Annotated in this window: 24 protein-coding genes; 3 read left to right on the forward strand and 21 right to left on the reverse strand. The window is 65.7% G+C overall.

Annotated elements, in window-relative coordinates; all coding sequences use genetic code 11:
* Positions 1 to 2 precede the first annotated feature (2 nt).
* Positions 3 to 596 (forward strand): TetR/AcrR family transcriptional regulator, encoded by a 594-nt coding sequence (locus ACQY8M_RS12640; RefSeq protein ID WP_428672429.1) that lies wholly within the window; start codon positions 3 to 5, stop codon positions 594 to 596.
* Between the two features lie 35 nt (positions 597 to 631).
* Here the strand turns inward: ACQY8M_RS12640 and ACQY8M_RS12645 are convergent, their stop codons facing one another.
* The 11 genes from ACQY8M_RS12645 to ACQY8M_RS12695 form a co-directional block, all read right to left on the reverse strand.
* A complete protein-coding gene (locus ACQY8M_RS12645) occupies positions 632 to 1102 on the reverse strand; it encodes a DoxX family protein (protein ID WP_428672431.1) in 471 nt (156 codons plus the stop codon).
* Between the two features lie 160 nt (positions 1103 to 1262).
* The gene (locus ACQY8M_RS12650; protein WP_428672433.1) at positions 1263 to 2021 is read right to left on the reverse strand and encodes an SDR family NAD(P)-dependent oxidoreductase; all 759 of its coding nucleotides are present in this window, start codon (positions 2019 to 2021) and stop codon (positions 1263 to 1265) included.
* Positions 2022 to 2049: 28 nt separating this feature from the next.
* The gene (locus tag ACQY8M_RS12655; protein WP_428672435.1) at positions 2050 to 2850 is read right to left on the reverse strand and encodes an SDR family NAD(P)-dependent oxidoreductase; all 801 of its coding nucleotides are present in this window, start codon (positions 2848 to 2850) and stop codon (positions 2050 to 2052) included.
* Between the two features lies 1 nt (position 2851).
* Positions 2852 to 3406: a carboxymuconolactone decarboxylase family protein gene (locus tag ACQY8M_RS12660; RefSeq protein WP_428672437.1), complete on the reverse strand. Its 555-nt coding sequence runs from the start codon at positions 3404 to 3406 to the stop codon at positions 2852 to 2854.
* A 97-nt stretch (positions 3407 to 3503) separates the two neighbouring features.
* Positions 3504 to 4319: an SDR family NAD(P)-dependent oxidoreductase gene (locus ACQY8M_RS12665; protein ID WP_428672439.1), complete on the reverse strand. Its 816-nt coding sequence runs from the start codon at positions 4317 to 4319 to the stop codon at positions 3504 to 3506.
* Complete coding sequence (locus ACQY8M_RS12670; protein ID WP_428672441.1) at positions 4316 to 5197, reverse strand: MBL fold metallo-hydrolase; 882 nt, start codon at positions 5195 to 5197, stop codon at positions 4316 to 4318. Before ACQY8M_RS12670 ends, ACQY8M_RS12665 begins: the two co-directional genes overlap by 4 nt.
* A 10-nt stretch (positions 5198 to 5207) precedes the next feature.
* Positions 5208 to 6320, reverse strand: coding sequence for an S-(hydroxymethyl)glutathione dehydrogenase/class III alcohol dehydrogenase (locus ACQY8M_RS12675; protein WP_428672443.1), 1113 nt, complete (start codon positions 6318 to 6320; stop codon positions 5208 to 5210).
* Between the two features lie 81 nt (positions 6321 to 6401).
* On the reverse strand, positions 6402 to 6692 hold the full coding sequence (locus ACQY8M_RS12680; RefSeq protein WP_428672445.1) for a type II toxin-antitoxin system RelE/ParE family toxin: 291 nt from the start codon (positions 6690 to 6692) through the stop codon (positions 6402 to 6404).
* Positions 6689 to 6934: a CopG family ribbon-helix-helix protein gene (locus tag ACQY8M_RS12685; RefSeq protein ID WP_428672447.1), complete on the reverse strand. Its 246-nt coding sequence runs from the start codon at positions 6932 to 6934 to the stop codon at positions 6689 to 6691. Before ACQY8M_RS12685 ends, ACQY8M_RS12680 begins: the two co-directional genes overlap by 4 nt.
* A 105-nt stretch (positions 6935 to 7039) precedes the next feature.
* Positions 7040 to 8005: an NAD(P)H-dependent flavin oxidoreductase gene (locus tag ACQY8M_RS12690; RefSeq protein ID WP_428672449.1), complete on the reverse strand. Its 966-nt coding sequence runs from the start codon at positions 8003 to 8005 to the stop codon at positions 7040 to 7042.
* 2 nt (positions 8006 to 8007) lie between these two features.
* Positions 8008 to 10380: a CoA transferase gene (locus tag ACQY8M_RS12695; RefSeq protein WP_428672451.1), complete on the reverse strand. Its 2373-nt coding sequence runs from the start codon at positions 10378 to 10380 to the stop codon at positions 8008 to 8010.
* 51 nt (positions 10381 to 10431) lie between these two features.
* Here ACQY8M_RS12695 and ACQY8M_RS12700 point away from each other — a divergent pair, with 51 nt between their 5' ends.
* Positions 10432 to 11643, forward strand: coding sequence for an LLM class flavin-dependent oxidoreductase (locus tag ACQY8M_RS12700; protein ID WP_428672453.1), 1212 nt, complete (start codon positions 10432 to 10434; stop codon positions 11641 to 11643).
* A gap of 16 nt (positions 11644 to 11659) precedes the next feature.
* On the opposite strand, the gene rutD is transcribed toward ACQY8M_RS12700, so the two are convergent.
* From rutD to ACQY8M_RS12745, 9 genes are all read right to left on the reverse strand, one after another.
* A complete protein-coding gene (gene rutD, locus ACQY8M_RS12705) occupies positions 11660 to 12442 on the reverse strand; it encodes a pyrimidine utilization protein D (RefSeq protein WP_428672455.1) in 783 nt (260 codons plus the stop codon).
* Entirely contained in the window at positions 12439 to 12828 is a 390-nt protein-coding gene (gene rutC / locus ACQY8M_RS12710) for a pyrimidine utilization protein C (protein ID WP_428672457.1), read from the reverse strand. The genes rutD and rutC overlap by 4 nt, the downstream gene beginning before the upstream one ends.
* Positions 12828 to 13583: a pyrimidine utilization protein B gene (rutB, locus tag ACQY8M_RS12715; RefSeq protein ID WP_428672459.1), complete on the reverse strand. Its 756-nt coding sequence runs from the start codon at positions 13581 to 13583 to the stop codon at positions 12828 to 12830. The genes rutC and rutB overlap by 1 nt, the downstream gene beginning before the upstream one ends.
* Entirely contained in the window at positions 13580 to 14671 is a 1092-nt protein-coding gene (gene rutA / locus ACQY8M_RS12720) for a pyrimidine utilization protein A (RefSeq protein WP_428672461.1), read from the reverse strand. Before rutA ends, rutB begins: the two co-directional genes overlap by 4 nt.
* Before the next feature lie 68 nt (positions 14672 to 14739).
* Complete coding sequence (locus tag ACQY8M_RS12725) at positions 14740 to 16281, reverse strand: AMP-binding protein (protein WP_428672463.1); 1542 nt, start codon at positions 16279 to 16281, stop codon at positions 14740 to 14742.
* A gap of 24 nt (positions 16282 to 16305) precedes the next feature.
* A complete protein-coding gene (locus tag ACQY8M_RS12730) occupies positions 16306 to 17325 on the reverse strand; it encodes an ABC transporter substrate-binding protein (protein ID WP_428672465.1) in 1020 nt (339 codons plus the stop codon).
* A 20-nt stretch (positions 17326 to 17345) separates the two neighbouring features.
* Complete coding sequence (locus ACQY8M_RS12735) at positions 17346 to 18113, reverse strand: ABC transporter permease (protein ID WP_428672467.1); 768 nt, start codon at positions 18111 to 18113, stop codon at positions 17346 to 17348.
* Positions 18110 to 18919, reverse strand: a complete 810-nt coding sequence (locus ACQY8M_RS12740; RefSeq protein WP_428672469.1) for an ABC transporter permease — start codon at positions 18917 to 18919, stop codon at positions 18110 to 18112. Before ACQY8M_RS12740 ends, ACQY8M_RS12735 begins: the two co-directional genes overlap by 4 nt.
* A complete protein-coding gene (locus ACQY8M_RS12745; protein WP_428672471.1) occupies positions 18912 to 19709 on the reverse strand; it encodes an ABC transporter ATP-binding protein in 798 nt (265 codons plus the stop codon). The genes ACQY8M_RS12740 and ACQY8M_RS12745 overlap by 8 nt, the downstream gene beginning before the upstream one ends.
* A gap of 188 nt (positions 19710 to 19897) precedes the next feature.
* Here ACQY8M_RS12745 and ACQY8M_RS12750 point away from each other — a divergent pair, with 188 nt between their 5' ends.
* Positions 19898 to 20536, forward strand: a complete 639-nt coding sequence (locus ACQY8M_RS12750; RefSeq protein ID WP_428672473.1) for a TetR/AcrR family transcriptional regulator — start codon at positions 19898 to 19900, stop codon at positions 20534 to 20536.
* Here the strand turns inward: ACQY8M_RS12750 and ACQY8M_RS12755 are convergent.
* Positions 20484 to 21365, reverse strand: coding sequence for a TauD/TfdA dioxygenase family protein (locus ACQY8M_RS12755; RefSeq protein WP_428672475.1), 882 nt, complete (start codon positions 21363 to 21365; stop codon positions 20484 to 20486). The two genes, ACQY8M_RS12750 and ACQY8M_RS12755, sit on opposite strands and share 53 nt — an antisense overlap.
* Between the last annotated feature and the right edge of the window lie 75 nt (positions 21366 to 21440).

The following is a 21440-nucleotide window of genomic DNA, read 5'->3' on the forward strand; positions in this document are numbered from 1 at the left end:
CGATGGCCGGCGACGCGATCCGGCCCAACCAGCGCAAGCGCACACGCAAGGATTTGCTGCAGGCTGCCGCGCAACTCGCCAGGCAAGGCCGCAGCCCGAGCCTGGAGGACATCGCGGCGGAGGCGCTGGTGTCGCGCGCCACCGCCTATCGCTACTTCCCGAGCGTCGAGGCGCTGCTTGCGGAGGCGGTGCTCGACATCGCAACACCCGGACCCGAGACACTGTTCACGGGCAAGGAGGGCGACGATCCGGTGGTGCGGCTGGAGATGGTCGACACGGCGCTGCACGATGTGGTCGCCGCGAACGAACCGGCCTTCAGGGTCATGCTGGCCAATTCGCTGCAGCAACGGCCGGCGGCCGGCGTGCCGCCGCGCCAGAACCGGCGCTCACCGCTGATCGCGGCGGCGCTGGCGCCGGCGCGCAAGCAGTTCAAGCCGGCCTCGCTGGACGTGCTGCAGAAGGCGCTGGCGCTGATCGTCGGCACTGAGTCCATGGTGGTGGTCAAGGACGTCCTGCAGCTCGACGACGCCGAGGCGCGCCGGGTTAAGCGCTGGGCGATCCGGGCGCTGGTCGAGGCGGCGCGTAAGACGTCTTAGACTAGGCGCGCATTCCAGTGGCACGCTCCTCTGAGCTAAGCGCCGTGTTCGGCCGGGTTTCGACCGCTTGCTCTCAGGACAAAGTGATCGAGCGATACAGGCCCGGGGCCGGCGATCGCGAGCCAGGCGAACATCACGAAGTAGGAGACTTCCTCGAAGCCCAGCAGCGTCTCGAGCGAATCGATGTCGGCTGCCTTGGCGGAGATGATGGCGACGACCATGACGATCATCAGCGGCACGGCGGCGAAGCGCGTGAGCAGGCCGACCAGCAGCAGGATGCCGCCGACGAATTCCACGCCCGAAACGAAGGGTGTCAGGATCTCCGGCGCCGGGATGCCGAGCGCCGTGAAGTTCCTGGTGATGGCGGGAAGGTTCTGCAGCTTGGTCCAGCCGGTGCCCATGAACACCACGCCGACCGTAACGCGCACCGCCAGTGGGGCGGCCCAGCTGAACCAGCCGGCAACGATGCGCGACCAGTCATAGAAGACGGTGACTATGGCGTTCATTCTCTCCCCCGAGCGACGACTGCCGTGCCACGCGCAGTGTCCCCCGGGCGGATCGCCCGCGACAATCACATCTGCTTGTCGAGCCAGAGGTCTTCGAAACGGCGACCGTTGTGGAGGCTGTTGATCACCGGCTTGTCGCCGTCGGCGAGGACGTTGTCCGTTAGCTCGCCATCCAGCCGCCATCGACCATCAGGTTCTCGCCGGTGATGAAGCTCGCCTCGTCCGACGCCAGAAACAGGGCGGCGTTGGCCACATCTTCGGAGCGGCCGAGACGAGGCAGCGGCGTGCGCTGGTGGCTGTAGTCGAGCCAGCGCGGCTCGACTGCACGGCCGCCCTTGCCGGTGAGGATCTTCCCGGGCGCCACGGCATTGCAGATGATCGAGTCCTTGCCGTAGTCGGACGCGATCTGGCGCGTCAGATAGACGATCGCCGACTTGGAGACGCCGTAGGAGCAATCTTCCGGCGAGGAGATCATGCCGTGCTGCGAGGAGATATTGACGATGCGCCCGCGCGCCTCGTTGCGGATTTCCTGCGTCAGCATGCGGCTCACCGCGGCGCGGCACATCAGGAACACGCCGGTGACGTTCACCGCCATGACCCGGTTCCATTCCTCCAGGCTGGTGTCGGTGAGCTTCTTGCCCGAGCGCACGACGGCGTCGTTGACCACGATATCGAGCCGGTTGCGCGGGGCCGCGGCTTGGCGCACCGCTTCCTCGACGTCGGCTTCCTTCGACACGTCCCCCTGGAAGAACGGCACGTTCAGAATCCGGTGGGTCGGCTCGCCGCCTTCGACGACCTGCTCGGTGATGTCCATCAACAGGAGCTCGGCACCTTCCTCATGAAACTTCTTGGCGATGGCGCGGCCGATGCCGGAGGAGGCGCCGGTGATGAGGGCGGTCTTGCCGACGAGACGCTTCATGCCCGGCTCGCTCTCGAGGCGGATACGCTCATCCCCGCCGCACGCTCGCCCCGCCATCCACCGGCAGAGTCACGCCGGTGATGAACCTCGCTTCGTCGGAAGCGAGAAACAGGGCGGCATTGGCGACGTCCCAGCCGGTGCCCATCTTCTTGCCCAGCGGCACCTGCGCGTCGCGCATCGCCTCGATCTCGGCACGGGTCTTCTTGAATTCGCGGGCGCGGGTGTCGACCGCCATCGGCGTGTTCATCAGGCCGGGCAGGATGACGTTGGCGCGGATGCCGTATTGGGCGTTCTGGTAGGCGAGCTGCTCGGTGAAGGAGACCATCGCCGCCTTGGTCGCCTTGTAGGCGACGTACGGGTAGGTCGTGATCACCGCCATCGAGGAGATGTTGATGATCACGCCGCTCTTCTGCTCACGCATCATCGGGATCACGTTGCGCGCGGCGAAGATGCAGCTCTTGAGGTTGATCGCCACGCAGCGGTCGAACGCCTCCTCGGTGATGTCGAGAAGCTCTGCGTCACCGCCGGAGAGGGAAACGCCGACGTTGTTGTGCAGGATGTCGATGCGGCCCCAGCGGGCGTGCGTGTCGGCGACCAGAGCCTTGATCTGGGCTTCCTTGGTCACGTCGGCCTTGAAGGCGACCGCGGTGCCCTGGTTCTGGCCGATGATGTCGACGGTCTCCTGCGCCGAGGCCAGGTTGTGATCGACGCAGACGACCTTGGCGCCCTCGCGAGCAAAGGTGAGCGCCGTGGCGCGTCCGTTGCCCGTGCCTTCGCCCGGGCTCTGGCCCGCGCCGACGACGATGGCGACCTTGTCCTGGAGACGCATGTCAGTTCACTCCCGGGATCGGGTACTGCTTCAGTACCTCTTTGTAATAGGGCTCGTTGTCCATCTGCATGGTCGCCAGCACGCGCACCACGGCGCAGTAGAAGGCGATCGTCAGCACCAGGTCGGTCATATGCTCGTTGCTGAGGTGCTGCTTGATCTCGGCGAAGGTGGCGTCGGACATGCCGATGTCGCGCACCATCTCGCGGGCGCCCTTGAGGACGGCCTTGGCAAGCGGCTCGAGCCTGGAGGGCTTGCCCTCGGTCTCGGCGAACAGGCCCTGGATGTCCTCGTCGGTGACGCCGAATTCCTTGCCGATCTTCACGTGATGGGTGAATTCGTACTCGGACTTCTCCATCCAGCCGACCTGCAGGATGGCCAGCTCGCGCAGCCGCGGATCGAGCGTGCTCTTGTTGCGGATGTAGCCGCCGATCCCGTGGAAGGCCTTCGCCATGCCGGGAGAATTGACCAGAAGCCGCGTCAGGTTGATCGGCCGCTTGAGCAGGTCGCGGTGCTCGGGCGGCAGATCATCGGCGTCGAGATAGGGCAGGCGGGCCATTCACTTCTCCTTCTTTGCTGGGAGCGCGGCTCTCCAGAGCCGCTCTTGGGATGTGGCAACGCGAAGAAGAGCGGCTCTGGAGAGCCGCGCTCCCAGCCTAATGATCCTGGCTCTCTCTCGCCGGTCCCTGCAGCGTCACGCCGCCGTCGACCACCAGCACCTGGCCGGTGATGTAGCGAGCGTGCGCGCTCATCAGGAAGCGCACGGCGTGGCCGATGTCCCAGCCGGTGCCCTCGATCTTCAGCACCGAGGCCTGCGCGCGCTGGGTGCGGTTGGCCTCGCTCATGCCGTTGCCGCGATTGACCATCGGTGTGTACATCGGGCCGGGGCAGATGCAGTTGACCCGGATGTGGTCCTTGCCGTGATCGACCGCCATCGCCTGGCTGAGACCGATCACCGCCGCCTTCGACGCCGAGTAGGTCGTGAGGCCGCGCGGCCGCAGCGCCGAGATCGACGAGATGTTGACGATCGAGCCGCCCTTGGCCGTCTTGATCATCGCCGGAATGGCGTGCTTGGAGAGCAGGAACATCGTCTCGACATTGACCTGCATCACGCGGCGGTATTCCTCGGGCTTCTCCTCGACCACGCTGCCACGGCTGCCGATGCCGACATTGTTGTCGAGGAAGTCGAGCCGGCCCCAGCGATCGACCGCGGCGTCGACCAGCCGCTTGCAGTCGGCCTCGTTGGTCGCGTCGCAGGCCTCGGCCACGGCGGTGCCGCCCTCGGCCTTGATCATCTCGACGGTGCGCGTGGCAAGCTTCTTGTCGAGGTCGGAGACCACGACCTTGGTGCCGGCGCGGGCCAGCAGGATCGCCGCCGCGCGGCCGTTGCCGATGCCGTCGCCTGCCGCGCCACCGCCCGATACGATCGCAACCTTGCCGGCGAGGCCGGCGTCGTCCTCTGGGCCCCTCATTTCACGACATCCCATTCGATCCTGAAGGCGTTGCCGGCCGGCTTGATGAAGCCCGCATTGGCGCCGGGAAAGTGAGCCGGGCAGAGCAGGGCGTTGCTTTCGCTGCAATCCTCCAGAAGCTTGCGGCGGCTCTTCGCCGACAGCTCCTGGTCTGAGCAGAACTGGCTCGACCAGTCGGGGTGATAGACCTGAATGGGGTGATGCATGATGTCGCCCGAGAAGCAGGCCTGCTTTCCGCCGTCCTCGAGGTTGATGGCGATCGAGCCCGGTGTATGACCCGGATAGTCCTTGATGGTGAGCAGCGGGTCGGGCTGGTGGTCGCTGTCGATCATCACCGCCTTGCCGGCCTCGACGATCGGCAGCACCGAATCTTCGAACGAGCCGCCGTTGGTTTCCTTCCCGTGCGCCTTGTGCTCTGTCTCCCAGTGCGCGTACTCGCGCTTGGCGAACAGGTACTTGGCGTTGGGGAAGGTCGGCACCCAGCGGCCGTTCTCGAGCTTGGTGTTCCAGCCGACGTGATCGACATGGAGATGCGTGCACATCACGAAGTCGACCGATTCGGGCCTGCAGCCGCACGCGGAGAGCCGCTCGATGAAAGGCGTGTTGAGCTTGTTCCAGCCCGGATTGTGCCGATCCTTGTGGTTGCCGAGGCAGGTGTCGATCAGGATCGTGTGACGGCCGGTCTTGACGATCCAGGTGTGGACCGAGCCGACCAGGCGGTCGCTGCCCGGCTCGACATGGTCGGGCACCATCCAGCCCTTCTGGGCGTCGAACGCTTCCTGGTCGAACCTGGGGAACATGCGTGCGGGCTTGAAGCCCGCGCCGCAGATTTCCTCGACCTTCTCGATGGTGGCGTTGCCGATCGTGCGAACGGTCATGGCTTCCTCCCTAGAACGTCACGACGCTGCGGATCGACTTGCCCTCATGCATCAGGTGGAACGCGTCGTTGATCTTCTCGACCGGCATGACGTGGGTGATCAGCGAATCGATGTCGATCTTGCCGTCCATGTACCAGTCGACGATCTTCGGCACGTCGCGCCGTCCCTTGGCGCCGCCGAACGCCGTGCCCATCCAGCTCCGGCCGGTGACGAGCTGGAACGGCCGCGTCGAGATCTCCTGGCCGGCGCCCGCGACGCCGATGATGACCGACTTGCCCCAGCCGCGATGGCAGCATTCGAGGGCCTGGCGCATCAGCTTGGTGTTGCCGACGCATTCGAAGGAATAGTCCGCGCCGCCGTCGGTCAGCTCGACCAGGTGCGCAACCAGGTCCTTGCCGTCCAGCGCCGCGGGATTGACGAAGTGCGTCATGCCGAACGTGCGGCCGAGCGCCTCGCGGTCGGGATTGAGATCGACGCCGACGATCATGTTGGCACCGACCAGGCGCGCGCCCTGCACGACGTTGAGACCGATACCGCCCAGGCCGAACACGATCACGTTGGCGCCGGCCTCGACCTTGGCGGTGTTGATCACCGCGCCGATGCCGGTCGTCACGCCACAGCCGATGTAGCACACCTTGTCGAACGGTGCGTCGGGCCGGATCTTGGCAAGGGCGATCTCGGGTAGCACCGTGTAGTTCGAGAAGGTCGAGCAGCCCATGTAGTGATGGATCTTCTTGCCGCCGATCGAGAAGCGCGAGGTGCCGTCGGGCATCACGCCCTGGCCCTGCGTGCCGCGGATCGCGGTACAGAGATTGGTCTTGCCGGAAAGGCACGACTTACATTGACGGCATTCGGGCGTGTAGAGCGGGATCACGTGGTCGCCCTTCTTCAGCGACACGATGCCCGGTCCGACATCGACCACGACGCCCGCGCCCTCGTGGCCGAAGATCACTGGGAACAGTCCCTCGGGATCGCCGCCGGAGCGCGTGAACTCGTCGGTGTGGCAGACCCCGGACGCCTTGATCTCGACCAGCACCTCGCCGAACTTCGGCCCTTCGAGATCCACCGTCTCGATTTCGAGCTCCTTGCCCGCCTCGTAGCAGACCGCAGCCTTGGTCTTCACGCATCCTCCCCGAATCTCAAGGCGCGGAGCCTAGAGCAGGGCGATGGCATCAGTCCATGCTCGCCCGGTCATGCAGCGGAATTATAGCGTGTCCGGCCAAAGCTGAGCGCCATGCTGGATGGTCAGGATCTCGATGTCGTTCGTGTGGACACGATACGCAACGATGTAGGGCGTGCCGACGATTACCAGTTCGCGCGTGTCTCGGCTACGGCCTGGCCGACCCCGGGCAGGAGCGTCGCGGAGTTGCTCGATGCCATGGGCAATGGCGGCTACAACTCGTGCTGCGGCGTCGGGGTTGTCCTCAGCGATTCGGAAGCCGATCTCATCAAGTCGGCGGCGAGCGCGCCTCGTCCAGAGGACGACGCGCGTCACCTGCTGCGCCCGCGCCTCGTGTATTTGGCGATGGTGGCGGCAACTTCTGCATCGGTTGCGAAATCGCCCCTATCCGCTTCGCGCAGCCCTGCCTCGATATCGGCGAGTTGCCACTCCTCGCGGGCAATAAAATCGCCAATGGCCTTGGCCGCGACGTAGGACCGCGATCGATCGAGCTTGGCTGCCAGTGCATCGAGCTTTTCTGTCACATCATCTGGCAAACGTACCGTAAAAGCTGACATGGTTCACTTCGGTTCAATTCAAATCAACATGCACCAAAGAGCCCTGACTTGCAATGGTCGGTGGACCCGCTGTCGCTCGCATTGCCGCTACGACCCTGGAGAAGGTCACGCCGCAGCCCGCATCAGCGCACCCTTGGCCTCGCGGTACTGCGCGACCAGTCGTCGGCAGAGCTCGGCTGCGGCGGGAATGTCGTCGATGTTCCCGACGCCGTGCCCGGCGGTGTAGATATCCTTCCAGCGCTTCTTGTTCTCGTGGCTCGACACGATCTTGCCGGGCAAGGTCGTGCGCAGCACGTCGAGATCGATGCCGGCTGCCAGCAGGCTGGGCGTGAGCCAGTTGGCCGGTGCGCCGTCGATCGAGGCGGTGAGGAAGACGTCGGTCGCGCGCGTGTCGAGAATCATCTTCTTGTGGGCGTCGGCCGCCATTGCCTCGCGGGTGGCAATGAAGCGTGTGCCGATGTAGCCGAGGTCGGCGCCCATGGTCTCGGCCGCGAGCACGTCGCGACCGGTGGTGAGGCCGCCGGCCAGCACGATCGCGAAGTGGTCGCCGAGCTGCCGCACCTCGTTCATCAGCGCGAAGGGATTGAGCGTGCCGGTGTGGCCGCCGGCGCCGCCCGCGACCGCGATCACGCCGTCCACGCCGGCTTCCAGAGCCTTCTCGGCGTGGCGGCGGTTGGCGATGTCGTGCAGCGCCACCGCGCCCCAGCCGTGGATTCGCTTGATCGCATCGCCCGGCGCGCCCTTCGAGGTGAGCACGACCGGCACCTGGTATTTCTCGACCAGCTCGAGATCGCCGGGATAGCGCGGGTTGGAGGCGTGGACGACGAGGTTCACTGCCCACGGTGCGGGCTTGCGTCCGGCATCCTCGAGCCGCTTCATGCCGTCCTGCATCTCGTCGAGCCAGGCCTGGAATTCCTCGCGGCTGCGCGTGCCGTGAGCGGGGAAGCTTCCCATGATGCCTTCGGCGCAGCAGGCCAGGGTGAGCGCGGGATTGGAGACGAGGAACATGGGCGCGGCGATCACGGGCGCCGTCATGCGATCGATCAGCTTGCGGACTTCGGCCCTGGCCATGATCAAACGTCTCCCACGCTTGGCGTCGTCGAGGTCACGCCCGCGGCGGCGAGCGCGTCTAATTGAGCGTCGTTGTAGCCCAACAGGGCCCGCAATACCTCTGCGGTGTGCTGTCCGAGCTCGGGCGCGGCACGCTCGATTTCGATGCCCCGCCCGTCGAGTCGGTAGGGCAGGCCCTTGACCAGCCCGCCGTGCTCGTCGCGGACGAGCGTCACGCCGGCGAGCGCCTTGTCGCGCAGCAGGTCCAGGCCGTCGTGGCATAGCGCCGCCGGGATGCCCTTCGCCAGCAGGCGGACGACCGCCTCGGCGCTGTCCGTCGCCGCGCACCAGGCCGAGAGCTCGTCATCGGGTGTGGCGAGCGTTACGGCAATCCAGCGGCTGTCGCGGCAGCGATAGGCGTCCTGCTGGGCAGCCCCATCCTCTTGGTTGCCGCGGCGGGCTGGGCGATGGGCCGGATTTGCGGCTGCTGCGAGAATCTCCTCGCCGATCGTGAAGGACGCCACTTCTCGTTGCGAGAAATCGAGGAAGCAGCCTTTGCCGGTGCGGCGCGCCTCCATGACGGCGGTGACTACGATCCCAGTAGCGAACAGCGAGACGATCTGGTCGGGGTAGTTCACGTCCATGCCAGAGATGCGCGGCTCCTCGTCCTCGTAGCCGGTGAGCGAGGCAATACCCGATGTGGCGTCGAGCGTGCTTCCGAAGGAGACGTTCATCCGCTCGGGTCCCGTGTCGCCTTGGCTCGAGATCGCGGCGAACACGAGGCGCGGATTGATCGCGCTCAGGTCCTTGTAGCCGAGGCCCGCCCGATCGAGCACGCCGCGGCGAAAATTCTCGACCACCACGTCGCAATGCTGCGCCAGTTCGCGGATCACGCGCTGGCCTTCGGGTGCCTTGAGGTTGAGTGCAAGGCCGCGCTTGTTGCGATTGGTGAAGCGGAACTGCGGCGAGCGGTTCCACCAGTTGTCCGCATCGTCGGGCTTGCCGACGACGCGGAAGGGATCGAGGTAGGCACCCGACTCGATCTTGATCACGTCGGCGCCGAGGTCGGCCAGCATCGCCGAGGTGTTGGCGCCCGCCGTCAACAGCCCGAAATCGAGCACGCGGATGCCGGCGAGGGGCTTGGCTTTTCCTTCTTCTGTACGTTCCTTCCCCGCTCGCGGGGGAGGTGTCGGCGTAATCGCCGACGGAGGGGGCGTGACGCACGAGCCTTGCCTCCCTCCCCCTCCGTCAGCGTAAGACGCTGACACCTCCCCCGCGAGCGGGGGAGGGAGTAGAGTTGAAGAAGACGAAAGCGAAAGCGCCGGCTTCGGCGCAAACGACCGGCCGTTCCACTGCACGGGAAGCTGCGGCATGCGCAGCGCTCCCAACTCCGGATGCTCGACATCGGCAAGGAAGCTGCGCGCCACATACTGTTCGGTATCGAGCAGCTCGGCGGGCGAGAAGACCGGCCCGAACGGGACTCCTTTGGCTTGCGCCGTCTTCTGGATCTCGGCGCGCGTCTTGTCGGCGAACCACGGCGTGATGATCGTGTAGAGTTCGGCGATGTGCTGGCGCCGCCCGGCACGCGTATTGAACTTCGCGGCTTCGAGTCGAGGATCGCCGATCAGCGCGCGCGTCGCGGCCCATTGCGTGGCGGTGTAGACGACGGCTACGTGGCCGTCTCGACACGGCAGGATCTGGAACTCCGACTGCTTGCCCTCGCGGCCGGGCGAGATGCCACTGGCCTCCGCGCCGGATGCGGCCTTCCAGTTGACCCACTGCAGCACTTCGGCGAGCGATACACGCACTGAAGGCGGCCTCCGCCCCGCATCGCGCGCGGCGAGAGCGGCGGCCAGGCCCGTGAAGGCGGTGAGGCCGGCGGGGTAGGACGCCTGATGGCCGCCGAGCCGCAGCGGCTTGCGCTCCGGCTCGCCCACCATGTGCAGCAGCCCGCCCAGCGCCTGCAGGGTGAATTCGCTCACCGGCCGGGAGACGGCGTTCATCTCCAGCGGAAAAGAGGCGATCTCGATCGGGGTGGCGCGGCCGGCGCGGGCGAGAGCAGCGATCGAGCTCGGCTCCTCGAACAGCACCGCGTCGGCCGTATCGAGCAGTTTGCCGAGGACGGTGCGGCCGGCCTCGTCACCGAGATCGAGGACCAGCAAGCGCTTCGACGTGTTGAGGAACTGGAACAGCGCGCTTTCGCCTTGCGGCAGGAACGGCGGCGCGCGGCGCACCGGATCGCCGCCGGGCGGCTCGACCTTGATCACCGTGGCGCCGAGATCGGCCGCGATCTTGCCGGCGAGGGACGCGGCGAGCCTCAGGCAGAGCGGCACGTCGCGATCGTTCGCCTCGACGATCGTGAAGCGCGCAAGAGGAAGGGTGTCGGGCATGCTCATGGGATGGTTTCCGCGTATCCCGTGCTAGGCTGGCTGTCCACGGAGGTTTTCATGGCACAGACCGGCAATCACAAGGGCCTGCAGTTCGGCATCTTCCTCGCCCCCTTCCATCGGGTCGGCGAGAACCCGACCCTGGGCATGGCGCGCGACATGGAGCTGGTCGAATGGATCGACGAGCTGGGCTACGACGAGGCCTGGATCGGCGAGCACCATTCTGCCGGATGGGAGACGATCGCGTCGCCCGAGGTCTTCATCGGCGCCCTGATCGAGCGGACGCGCTACATCCGGCTGGGCTCGGGCGTGACCAGCCTGCCGTATCATCACCCGCTGATGGTCGCGAACCGCTTCGTGCAGCTCGACCACATGTCGCGCGGCCGCACCATGCTGGGCTGCGGCCCGGGCGCGCTGCCGTCGGACGCCTACATGATGGGCATCGACCCCTCGACCCAGCGGGACCGCATGGAGCAGTCGCTCGCCGCCATCATGGCGCTGCTGAAGTGCGAGGAACCGGTCACGATGAAGACCGACTGGTTCGAGCTGAAGGAGGCGCGGCTGCATCTCGCGCCCTACTCCTATCCGCATTTCCCGATCGCCTGCGCCAGCACGATCACGCCGTCGGGCATGATCGCGGCGGGCAAGCACGGTGTCGGCGTGCTGTCGATCGGCGCCGGACTACCGGGCGGGCCGGAGGCGATGGCGAAGCAATGGGCGATCTACGAGGAGACCGCAGCCAAGCACGGTCACAAGGCCGACCGCTCGAAATGGCGAATCGTGGTCAACGCGCACGTTGCCGATGACGACGAGCGGGCGCTGCGCGAGGTCCATGCCGGCGAACGGCGCGAAACGGTGACCTATTTCGAGGATACGCTGGGCCGCCCGCCGGGCCGCTCCGACGATCCGCTGCGCGAAGGCGTGAAGCAGGGCACGACCCTGGTCGGCTCGCCCGACACCGTCGCCAAGGGCATCGAGCGTCTGCTTGGTTACTCGCAGGGCGGCTTCGGCGGCATCCTGTTCCGCGCGCACGAATGGGCCGACCGCGAAGCGACGATGCGCTCCTACGAGCTGTTCGCGCGCTACGTGATGCCGCGCTTCCAGGGCTCGCTCGACACCATCGTCGGCTCGAACAGCTGGGCGCGCGAGAACCGCAAGGCGGTTTTTGGCCCGACCGTGGCCGCGGTGAAGAAGGCGTTCACCGACGTCGGCCGCGAGGTGCCGGAAGAGTTCCGTTCCCGGACCGTCGGCGCCCGCGACGTGGCCGAGTGAGTCTTGCTGGGAGCCGCTAGGAACTCACATCGAGAAATTTCAGCAGCCTCGCGTTGAACTCGGCGGGCTGCGTGACGTTGATCGCATGAGCGCCCCACGGTGCGATGTCGAGCGTTGCGCCCGGTATCGCAGCGGCAAGCTGCTCGGACATCGAAGCGGGCACCAGCACATCGTCGCGGGCGGCGGAAATGAGCGTCGGTGTGCGCAGGTGTGCGAGATGCGGCGTGGCGTCGAACGCTAGCAGCGCTGCGATGCGGCGCTTCAGCGTGTCGACGCCCTGGAAGCCGCTGAGGCCGTGCGCCTCTTCCTGTGCGGCGCGGGCGGCGTTCTTCGCCAACCAGTCGGCGGGATAGAGGAAGATTGGCTGGGCGCGCACATAGGCGGCGGGGCCTTCGTGCTTCAGCAGCATCAAACGCAGCTCGAAGCAGCGCCTGGTATGGGCGTGCGCGGCCGCCCAGCCATTGACGACGGTGAGCGAACGTAGGCGGTCGGGGTGACGGACCGCGAGATCGAGCCCGACAAGACCGCCGAGCGCATGGCCGACGAAATGGGCCTTGTGGGTGTTCGTCGCGTCCATGACCGCGAGCGCCTCGTCGGCCATTGCCGCGATGCTGTGATCGTCGGGCAGGTCGCGCTTGTTGCGGCCGGTGCCCGCCTGATCGTAGGCGACGATGCGATAGCGTGCCTTGAGGGCCGCGAGCTGCGGCGCCCAGTAGCCGGCCGCGCCGCCCAGTCCGGCCGAGAGCAGGACGGTCGGTGCGCCCGGCCGCTCGCTCTCGTGGACGTCGAAGAAGCTCACTTCTTGCCGATATGGGCGACCGAGGCGATCTCGACGAGGGCGTCCGGCTTCACCAGGCCGCACTGGATGCAATAGCGCGCCGGCTTGTCACCCGGGAAGTACTTGCCGTAGACGCCGTTGACGGCGCCGTAGTTCGCCCAGTCGGTGAGGAAGATGTGGTTGAAGGTGACGTCGGCCATGGTGCCGCCAGCCGCTTCGATCACCGCCTTGATCTGCTCGAGCACGAACTCCGTCTGCTTGGCGGCGTCGCCGACATGGACGACGTTGAACTCCTTGTCGAGCGCCAGCGTGCCCGAGACATAGACGATGCCGTCGGCCGAGGTGCCGGGCGAGTAGGGCGCCAGCGTCGGGCCGGCGCCCGGCGGAAAGATTGCGGTCTTGGGCATCAGGTTTCTCCCTTCGTGCTTGCCATTGGGTTGGCGTTGGCCTTCAGCGCATCGAGGAACTCCGCGGTCGACGATACCCAGCCGAAGAACTTCTCGATGTTGTAGAGCGAGGCGTCGAGGATGAAGTCGGGACCGGCATGGTGCGTGGCGTCGTGCAGGACGACGCCGAAATACTCCAGGAAGAAGCCGTCGCGCAGAGTCGACTCGACGCACACGTTGGTGGCGATGCCGGTGAAGACCAGCGAGCGGATGCCGCGGCTGCGCAGCACGCTGTCGAGATTGGTATTGAAGAAGGCCGAGTAGCGCGGCTTTTCGACGACGATGTCGCCGGGTTGCGGCGGCAGCTCCTGCACCAGCTCGTAGTCCCAGCCGCCCTTGGCCAGAAGCTTGCCCTGCAGCTCGGGCTTGCGACGCATCAGCTTTAGCGCATTGGACTTGTGGTAGTTGGGCGAGCCCGGCCCGCCGGCCTCGACATAGTCGGGGTCCCAGCCGTTCTGGAAATAGATCACCGGCATGCCGACGGCGCGCGCGGCGGCCGCAGCCTGCTTGATGTTGGCGATCGCGGCCGGCGCGCCCGAGACGTCGAACCCGGCCAGGCTGGTGTAGCCGCCGGGCGAGGCATAGGCATTCTGCATGTCGACGATGATCAGCGCCGTCTCGGACGGACGCAGCATGATCGGCTCGGGCTTCGCCGGGAGGCAGCGGGCGGCGGGGTCGTCGATCGGGAAGTAGCTGACGGGCTTGGGGTCGGTCATTCGGCGGCCTTCACCATCGGGGCGACGTGCTGGCGGCACTTCATCAGCGGCTGGATGCGTTCGCCGAAGATCTCCGTGCCGGTCACGAACTCGTCGAAGGTAAGCAAGACGCCTGCCAGTCCCGGCACCGTCGCGACCTCGTCCAGCAGGCGCGCGCAGGTGGCGTGCGAGCCCACGATCAGGCCGATATTGAGGTTTACCGCCGATCTGGCGTCGATCATGTGCTTCACATTGGTGTCGGCCCCCGATTTGGTGTCGGCGCTGCCTTGCGCGGTCATCCAGCGCAGGGCCTCGTGATCGGCGCCGTCCTTGTAGAGGTCCCACTTGGCCTCGGCCTCGGCGTCGGTCTCCCCGGTGATCACCATGAAGAGGCCGTAGTTCCCGATGGTGCGGCCAGCCCTGGTCGAGATCGCCTGCATGCGCTGGACCGTATCGGCGCAGGCGGTCGGCGTGTTGAAGCCTTTGCCGAAGCAGAAATTGTAGTCGGCATACTTGGCGGTGAAGGCCATGCCGGCGTCGCTCTGACCCGCGCAGATCAGCTTCATCGGCACCTGCGGTCGCGGGCTGAGGCGACAGTCCTCCATCTGGAAGAACTCGCCCTTAAGGTTGCTGACGCCCGTCTCCCACAGGTCACGCATGATCTGCACATACTCCGCTGCGTAGTCGTAGCGGCGTGCGAAGTACTCGTCGCCCGGCCAGAGGCCCATCTGGGAATATTCGGGCCGCTGCCAGCCGGTGACGATGTTCAGGCCAAAGCGGCCGTTGGAGATCGAATCGATCGTCGAGGCCATGCGGGCAGCGATCGCCGGCGGGATGGCCAGCGTCGGGACGGTGGCAAAGAGCTTGATGCGCGAGGTCACGGCGGCGAGACCTGCCATGAGGGTGAAGGACTCGAGATTCTGGTCCCAGAACCCGCTCTGCCCGCCGAAGCCGCGCAGCTTGATCATCGACAGGGCAAAGTCGAAGCCGTAGCGCTCGGCGTTGAGCGTCGTCTGCTTGTTCAGCTCGAAGCTCGGATTGTACTGCGGCGAGGTGGTCGAGACGATCCAGCCGTTCCGGCCGATCGGAATGAACACACCGACTTCCATTTGCTTCTCCAATTGCCGCGCTGACATTAAAACCTAACCGTTCGGTCAGGATTGTGCCAGCCCGGAGTTCAAATGATCCTGCTCGACCGTCCTTGCCAATAGCGATCCCTGATCAGGCGCTTGTAGAGCTTGCCGGTGGGTTGCCGCGGCAGGTTCGGCTCGAAGTCAACGCTCTTCGGACACTTCAACGGCGACAGCCTTTCCCGACAGAAGGCGATCAGCTCCCGTGCGAGCACGGGACCCGCCTCGGCGGGATCGACGAGCTGCACCACCGCCTTCATTTCCTCGCCGAGGTCGTCGTGGGGCACGCCGATCACGGCCACATCCGCCACCTTGGGATGGGTGATCAGGACGTTCTCGGTTTCCTGTGGGTACAGATTGACGCCGCCCGAAATGAGGGTGTGCGCTTTTCGGTCGGTCAGGAAGAGCCATCCTTCCCCGTCCACGTAGCCGATGTCGCCGAGCGTCGTCCAACCCTCCGCACTGCGCGACTCCGCCGTCTTCACCGGATCGTTGTGGTATTCGAAGGATGGTCCGTCGGCGAAGTAGATCGTGCCCGGCTCGCCGGCTGGAAGCACGTCGCCATTCTCGCCCAGGATGCGCAGCTCGCCCAGCGTGGCGCGGCCGACGGTGCCCTTGCGCGCCAGCCACTCGGCGCTGTCGCAGGAGGTGTAGCCGTTGCATTCGGTGCCCGTGTAGTACTCGTAGAGCACGGGCCCCCACCAGTCGATCATCTGCTCCTTGACCGGCACGGCGCACGGCGCCGCGCCGTGGATCGCCACCCTGAGCGAGGAGACGTCGTATCGCGCTCGCACCTCCGGAGGCAACTTGAGCAGTCGTACGAACATCGTCGGGACCCACTGGCTGTGGGTGACCCGGTGGCGGTCGATCGCGGCGAGCGCCTGCTCGGCGTCAAAATGCTCCATGAAGATCACGGTGCCGCCGAGGCGGTGGATCACCATGGCCACCCGCAAGGGTCCGGCGTGATAGAGCGGCGCCGTCGAGAGATACACGGTGCCTTCATCGAAGCCGTAGATTTTCTGCGTCGAATGCAGGAGGACCGGCGGCGTCTCGATGTCGTCGCCGACCGGCTCGTTGCGTATTCCCTTGGGGCGCCCCGTGGTGCCGGACGAATAGAGCATGTCGCCGCCCGCTTTCTCGTCCTCGATGCGACGGGCGGGCATCGATCGCGTGCCGGCCTCCCAGGACGACATCCCGTCGATCGCCCCGTCCACCGCAGCCCACAGGGCGACGTTCGGTGCGAGCTGCTTCAGGTCGTCGCCCAGTAGCGCCTTGGACGCGGACACCACGGCCAGGCGCGCGCCGCTGTCGTTGAGGATGTAGGCCGCTTCTTCTGCCGTCGAGCGGAAGGGGATGGCGGTGTAGATCAGCCCGGCACGGTGTGCGCCCCACACGATCTCCAGGTAGCGCGGGCTATTGTCCATGAACAGGGCGATCGTGTCGCCCGCCTTCAGGCCGAGCGCCCGCAAGTGCCGCGCCACCTGGTTCGACCGGTCGTCGAGCTGGCGATAGGTCACGACCTCCCCGGAGCCCGTCATGATGTAGGCGGGCTTGTCGGGCGTACGACGGGCGTGAATCGAAGGGTGCATCGGCGAAGCGGGGACGGTCCGGCTTCAGACTTTCTTGTCGGCGTCCGGCACGGCATCCCAGAAACGGGTGACGAAGCCCTTGTCGATATCGACCGCTCCGGGAAGTGCCTTGAACTCGATCAGCACGTCCTGCTGCTTGGCGATTGTCGGCTTGTCCATGTAGCCTAGGCCCTTGGTCTTGCCGTTGAAGCCCAGCATCAGCCGCTCGATCTCGTTGAGCATGGCTTCCTGATGCGAGCGCACCAGGTTGCCGCCGGAAGCCGCCGCCATCACGATGTCGATCGCTTCCTTCTTGTTGGCGAGGGCATACTTCCAGCCCTTGAGCGAGGCGCCGAGCACCGCCTGCACGACCTGCGGTTTCTCGGCCATGACCTTCTCCGAGGTGATGATCGGATCGTCCTGGCGCACCAGGCCGAACTGCTCCGCAGTCATGAAGACGAGGTCGTCCTCCTTCACGCGGCTCTTGAGGGCGATCAGCGTATTGTAGGAAACGGTGGTGATGACATCGAGCTCACCATCGACGAACGGCGCGACCGACGCGCCGAGCTGCACGATGGTCACTTCCGACTGCGGAACGCCCGCCTTGGCCAGCATCGAATAGAGAGAATACTGCGCGCCGGTGAAGAACGTCCCGACCTTCTTGCCCCGGAAGTCCTTGGGACCGGTGATGCCCGAGGATTTCCGCGCCACCCAGATGTTGGCCGACAGCTGGAACGTCAGGGCCAGGGCGACCAGCGGCAGGTTCTTGCTGCGGGCGACCAGGATCGAATCGGTGCCGGAGCCGACGCCGAGCGTGTCGTTGCCCGCTGCCACCAGCGCCTCGGAGCTTAGATTGGGGCCGCCCGGATTGATCGTGAGGTCGACGCCGGCGGCATCGTAGAAGCCCTTGGCCTTGGCCACGTAGTAGCCGGCGAACTGCGCCTGGGGCAGCCATTTCAGCCGGAAGGTCGCCTTCTCCTTGCTGCCCTGCGCCTTGACGACCGCGGGCGCCGCCAGCATCGCACCCAGACCCAATCCCGCCGTGCGCCGTGTGAGTTTCACCATGTTCCTTCCCCTTCCCGATATCAACGCCAGTAGATGAGCTTGCGTTCGGCCATGCTGACGATGGCGAACAGCGCGAGGCTGGTGACGGATGTGACGAGCACGGCCGCCCAGACGCGCAGATAGTCGATCTGTTGAACCGACTGGAAGACGATCCAGCCTAGACCGCGGTAGGCGCCCAGCATCTCGGTGACGACGGCGATGATCATGCCGCGCACGACGGAGATGCGGATGCCTGTCGCCGCCGCTGCGGCGGCCGACGGGAAGCGCAGGCGCCACAGGATTGCCATCCGGCCGGCGCCGAAGCTTCTGAGCAGATTGACCGCTGCGTTGTCGACGCGCTCGAGACCGTCGAGCGTGTTGAGCAGCACGGTATAGCTGACCACGAATGCGACCATGAAGACCTTGCCTTCGGGCCCCATGCCGAACCAGAGCTGCGCGAGCGGCGCATAGGCGACGGATGGCACCGCGTTGATGGCGATCAACGGGGGCAGCACCAGCGGCTTGGCGCGCGGCACGATTACGAGGAGGATGGCGATCGCGACGCCCACCACCATGCCGATGCCGAGGCCCATGATGACCTCGAGCGCAGTCACCCAGGCGGCGGCAAGAAGGCTGCGCCATTCGGCGATCGCCATCGCTACGATGCCGGACATCGGTGGCAGGATGTAACTGGGCACGTCGAGGGCGCGCACCGCTATTTCCCACACGACCATCACCAGGGCGATGCCGGCGAGGCCCAGCAACAACGCGCGGCTGCGATCGGCGGCGGCGAGACGAAGGGCGCTCACATCTCCTCCTTCCAGAACACCACCGCGCGCTCGATCGCGGCGACCACGCCGTAGAGGCCGGAGCCGACGATGGCGCAGCACAGGATGGTGGCCCACAGGACCGGCACGTTCTCGTTGGACATGGCGTTGAGCAGGGTCACGCCGAGCCCGAGCGTGTCGCCGAACCATTCGCCGACGATGGCGCCAATCAACGCCAGGGTGGCCGAAAGCCGGAGCGCCACGAAGATCTGCGGCAGTGCCGCCGGCAGCCGAAGCTTCCAGAAGATCTGCGGGCCGGTTGCGCCGAAGCTCTTCAGCACGGCGACCTGGTCGTGCTTGATCGAGGACAGGCCGGCCAGGGTGTTCACCGTCACCGGGAAGAACGTCAGGTAGAAGGCGATGATGGCCTTCGATGCCAACGTGTTGCCGAAGACCATGACGATGATCGCCCCAAAGGCAATGACCGGAATGGTCTGCGAGATGATGAAGAGCGGGAAGAACAGCTCGCGCAGCAACCTGATCTGGAAGAACAGGGCTCCGCTGGCCACGCCGACCAGGACTCCGGCGACGTAACCAATCAACGTTTCGGTGAGGGTACGCAGCGCGGCAGCGAGGAAGTCTCCGGGGTGCTCCGCGATGGTTCCGATCACCGTGGACAGTGGCGGCAGATAGAATGGACTGACATTGAAGAGCCGGGTCGCGCCTTCCCACAGCAAGGCGAGGATCAGGATCGAGAGCAGAAGCGATCCGGCGCGGCGGAATCCGGCTTTCCTGCCCGGCGAAAGGCCGCTGGCCGCCGCCGGCCCGCTGATGACTGCGTCAGCCATTGAAAGATTTGAGGCTCTCGCTCTCGATCACGGACAGGAGCTTGCGCTTTGTCTCCATGAATTCCGGCGTGGTCAGGACGGCGGCATCGCGTGGCCGCGGCAGGGCGATCGCTTCGTCGAGGGTGACGCGGCCCGGGCGGGCGGCCATCACCAGCACGCGGTCGCCGAGGAAGATCGCCTCGTCGATGTCGTGCGTGACGAAGATGATGGTGCGGCGATGGCGCGACCAGATGTCGAGCAGCCAACGCTGCATCATGGTGCGAGTCAGTGCGTCGAGCGCGCCGAACGGCTCGTCGAGCAGCATCAGGTCGCGGTCGAACAGGAAGGTGCGCATCAGCGCCACCCGCTGGCGCATGCCGCCGGAAAGCTGCTGGGGGTAGTGTGTCTCGAACCCGCCCAACCCGAACTCGCGCACCATGGGGCGGGCAAGCTCGCGCGCTTCCTTCTTGCTGCGACCCTCGATCTCAATGGCCAGGATCGCGTTGTCGAGCACGGTGCGCCACGGCAGCAGCAGGTCGCGCTGGGGCATGAAGGCGACCTTGCCGAGGAGATGGTCGAACGCCTGCTCGGCGCCGTTGAGGAACATGCGGCCGCCGGGATCGGGCACCAGCAGGCCGGCGACGATGTTGAACAGGGTGCTCTTCCCGCAGCCGGAAGGCCCGATCAGCGTGACGAATTCGCCCTCCTTGATCGAGACGTTCACCTCGGATAGCGCGCGCGTGGCGTTGCCGCTGCCGTCGAACGTCTTGCTGACGCCACTCAGGCGCAACCTTTCGGTTGCATCGATCATTGCGTTGCGCTCCCTATACGGAACCGATAGACCACCCTGCGACGCATCGAGACTAGGAGAAATTTGACCGATCAGTCAACTAATCGGCTGGTTGTCTTGTCGGCAGAATGCAAATGAAGATGAGCAAAAAGCCATCAGACGGCACGAATGACGGCGCTGAATTAGGCGGACGCATTCGCAAGACGACGATGGCCCACATCGTTGCCACGTCGGAAAAGGTGTTCGCCCAGGCGGGCTTCAACGGTGTCAGCATGGCCGACCTCGCCAGGGCAGCCGAGCTGCCCAAGCCCAACCTGCATTACTACTTCGGCAACAAGGAAGGTCTATACCGCGCAGTTCTTGCGAACATCATGTCGGTGTGGATCTCCGCCACCGACCATATCCTGCCCGACAACGATCCGGCGGAAGCGCTGTCTAAGTACATTCGCTCCAAGATCGCGCTGTCGAAGGACCGGCCGCATGCCTCGCGCGTGTTCGCCAACGAAATTCTGAACGGTGCTCCCCAGCTCCGCTCTTTCCTGGCCAACGACCTGCGGGCGCTGGTCAAGGAGAAGACCCGCGTGTTCGACCAGTGGGCCGAACGTGGCCTCATGGAGAAGGTGAATGCGCCGCATCTGCTGTTCGCCATCTGGGCGATGACCCAGACCTATGCCGATTTCGAAGCCCAGATCGCCCCGGTGCTCGGCGTCGGCAAGCTCGGCAACAGCGTCTACGAGGATGGCGCCGAGACCATCATCAAGCTCGTGCTGCAGGGCTGTGGCGTGAAGAGCCGATCTACTCCGCGGCAGCTTGCAGCGGCACGGAAGGCATCGGCTTCTCGCCCTTGACGCAGGTCCTGAGCATGCGCCGCTGGTAGCGCTCGGGGTCGAACCAGGTAGCGGAATGCAGCAGGGTGCGGTTGTCCCAGATCACCAGGTCGCCGACCGACCATTTGTGGGCGTAGACATGGGCCGGATCGGTGATGCGGTCGAACAGGCCCTTGATCATGCCAAGCGCCTCGTCCTCCGCGAAGCCCTCGATGCCCATGCAGTCCGGCAAGTTCAGATAGAGGATTTCCTCGCCGGTGTCGGGATGACGGCGGAGGAGGGGGTGGTACACGTCCGGCGATTCGGCGAGCTGCTGCGGTGAGAGCGGAGCGGTCAGCGGCTCGATCCTGGTGCGCTTTGCGTGGAGCCTGACGTAACTGTACGTCGCCAGCCGGCCGCGCAGCCGTGCCTTCTCCTCGTCCGTGAGCGCCTTGTAGACCCGCTGCATGCTGGCGAAGCAGGTATCCGCGCCGACTTCCGGCACCTTCTCGGCATGGAGGACGACGAACGCCGAGGGATGCGTCTTGAAGGCAAGATCGGTGTGCCAGTTGAGCGACACGTCGTTCACGTTGGCAAGCCGGTCCTCGACGTTCGAGATCACGTAGACGGCCGGATGGTCGCGATGGGTGTATTGACGAAGGATGTGGGAGTCGGGCTCGCCGAAACGCTCGGTGAAATCGACGAGCTCCTGCGCGCCGAGGTTCTGGTCCTTGAAGCAGAGCATGTGATGCTTGCCGATCAGCGTCTTGATCTCCGCCAGGATTGCCGGATCGGCGAGGCGGCGGACGTCGAGACCGCTTATCTCGCAGCCGATCTCAGGCGTGATCTCGCGTGTCGTGTACTGAGCCATGCCATCCTCCTCGGAAACTTCCACCTCTCGCACGGTAGATGGAAGCTGACCAAACAGTCAAGAACGGTTCGTCGA

This window comes from Reyranella sp. (genome assembly GCF_965279465.1).
Taxonomy (GTDB): Bacteria; Pseudomonadota; Alphaproteobacteria; order Reyranellales; family Reyranellaceae; genus Reyranella.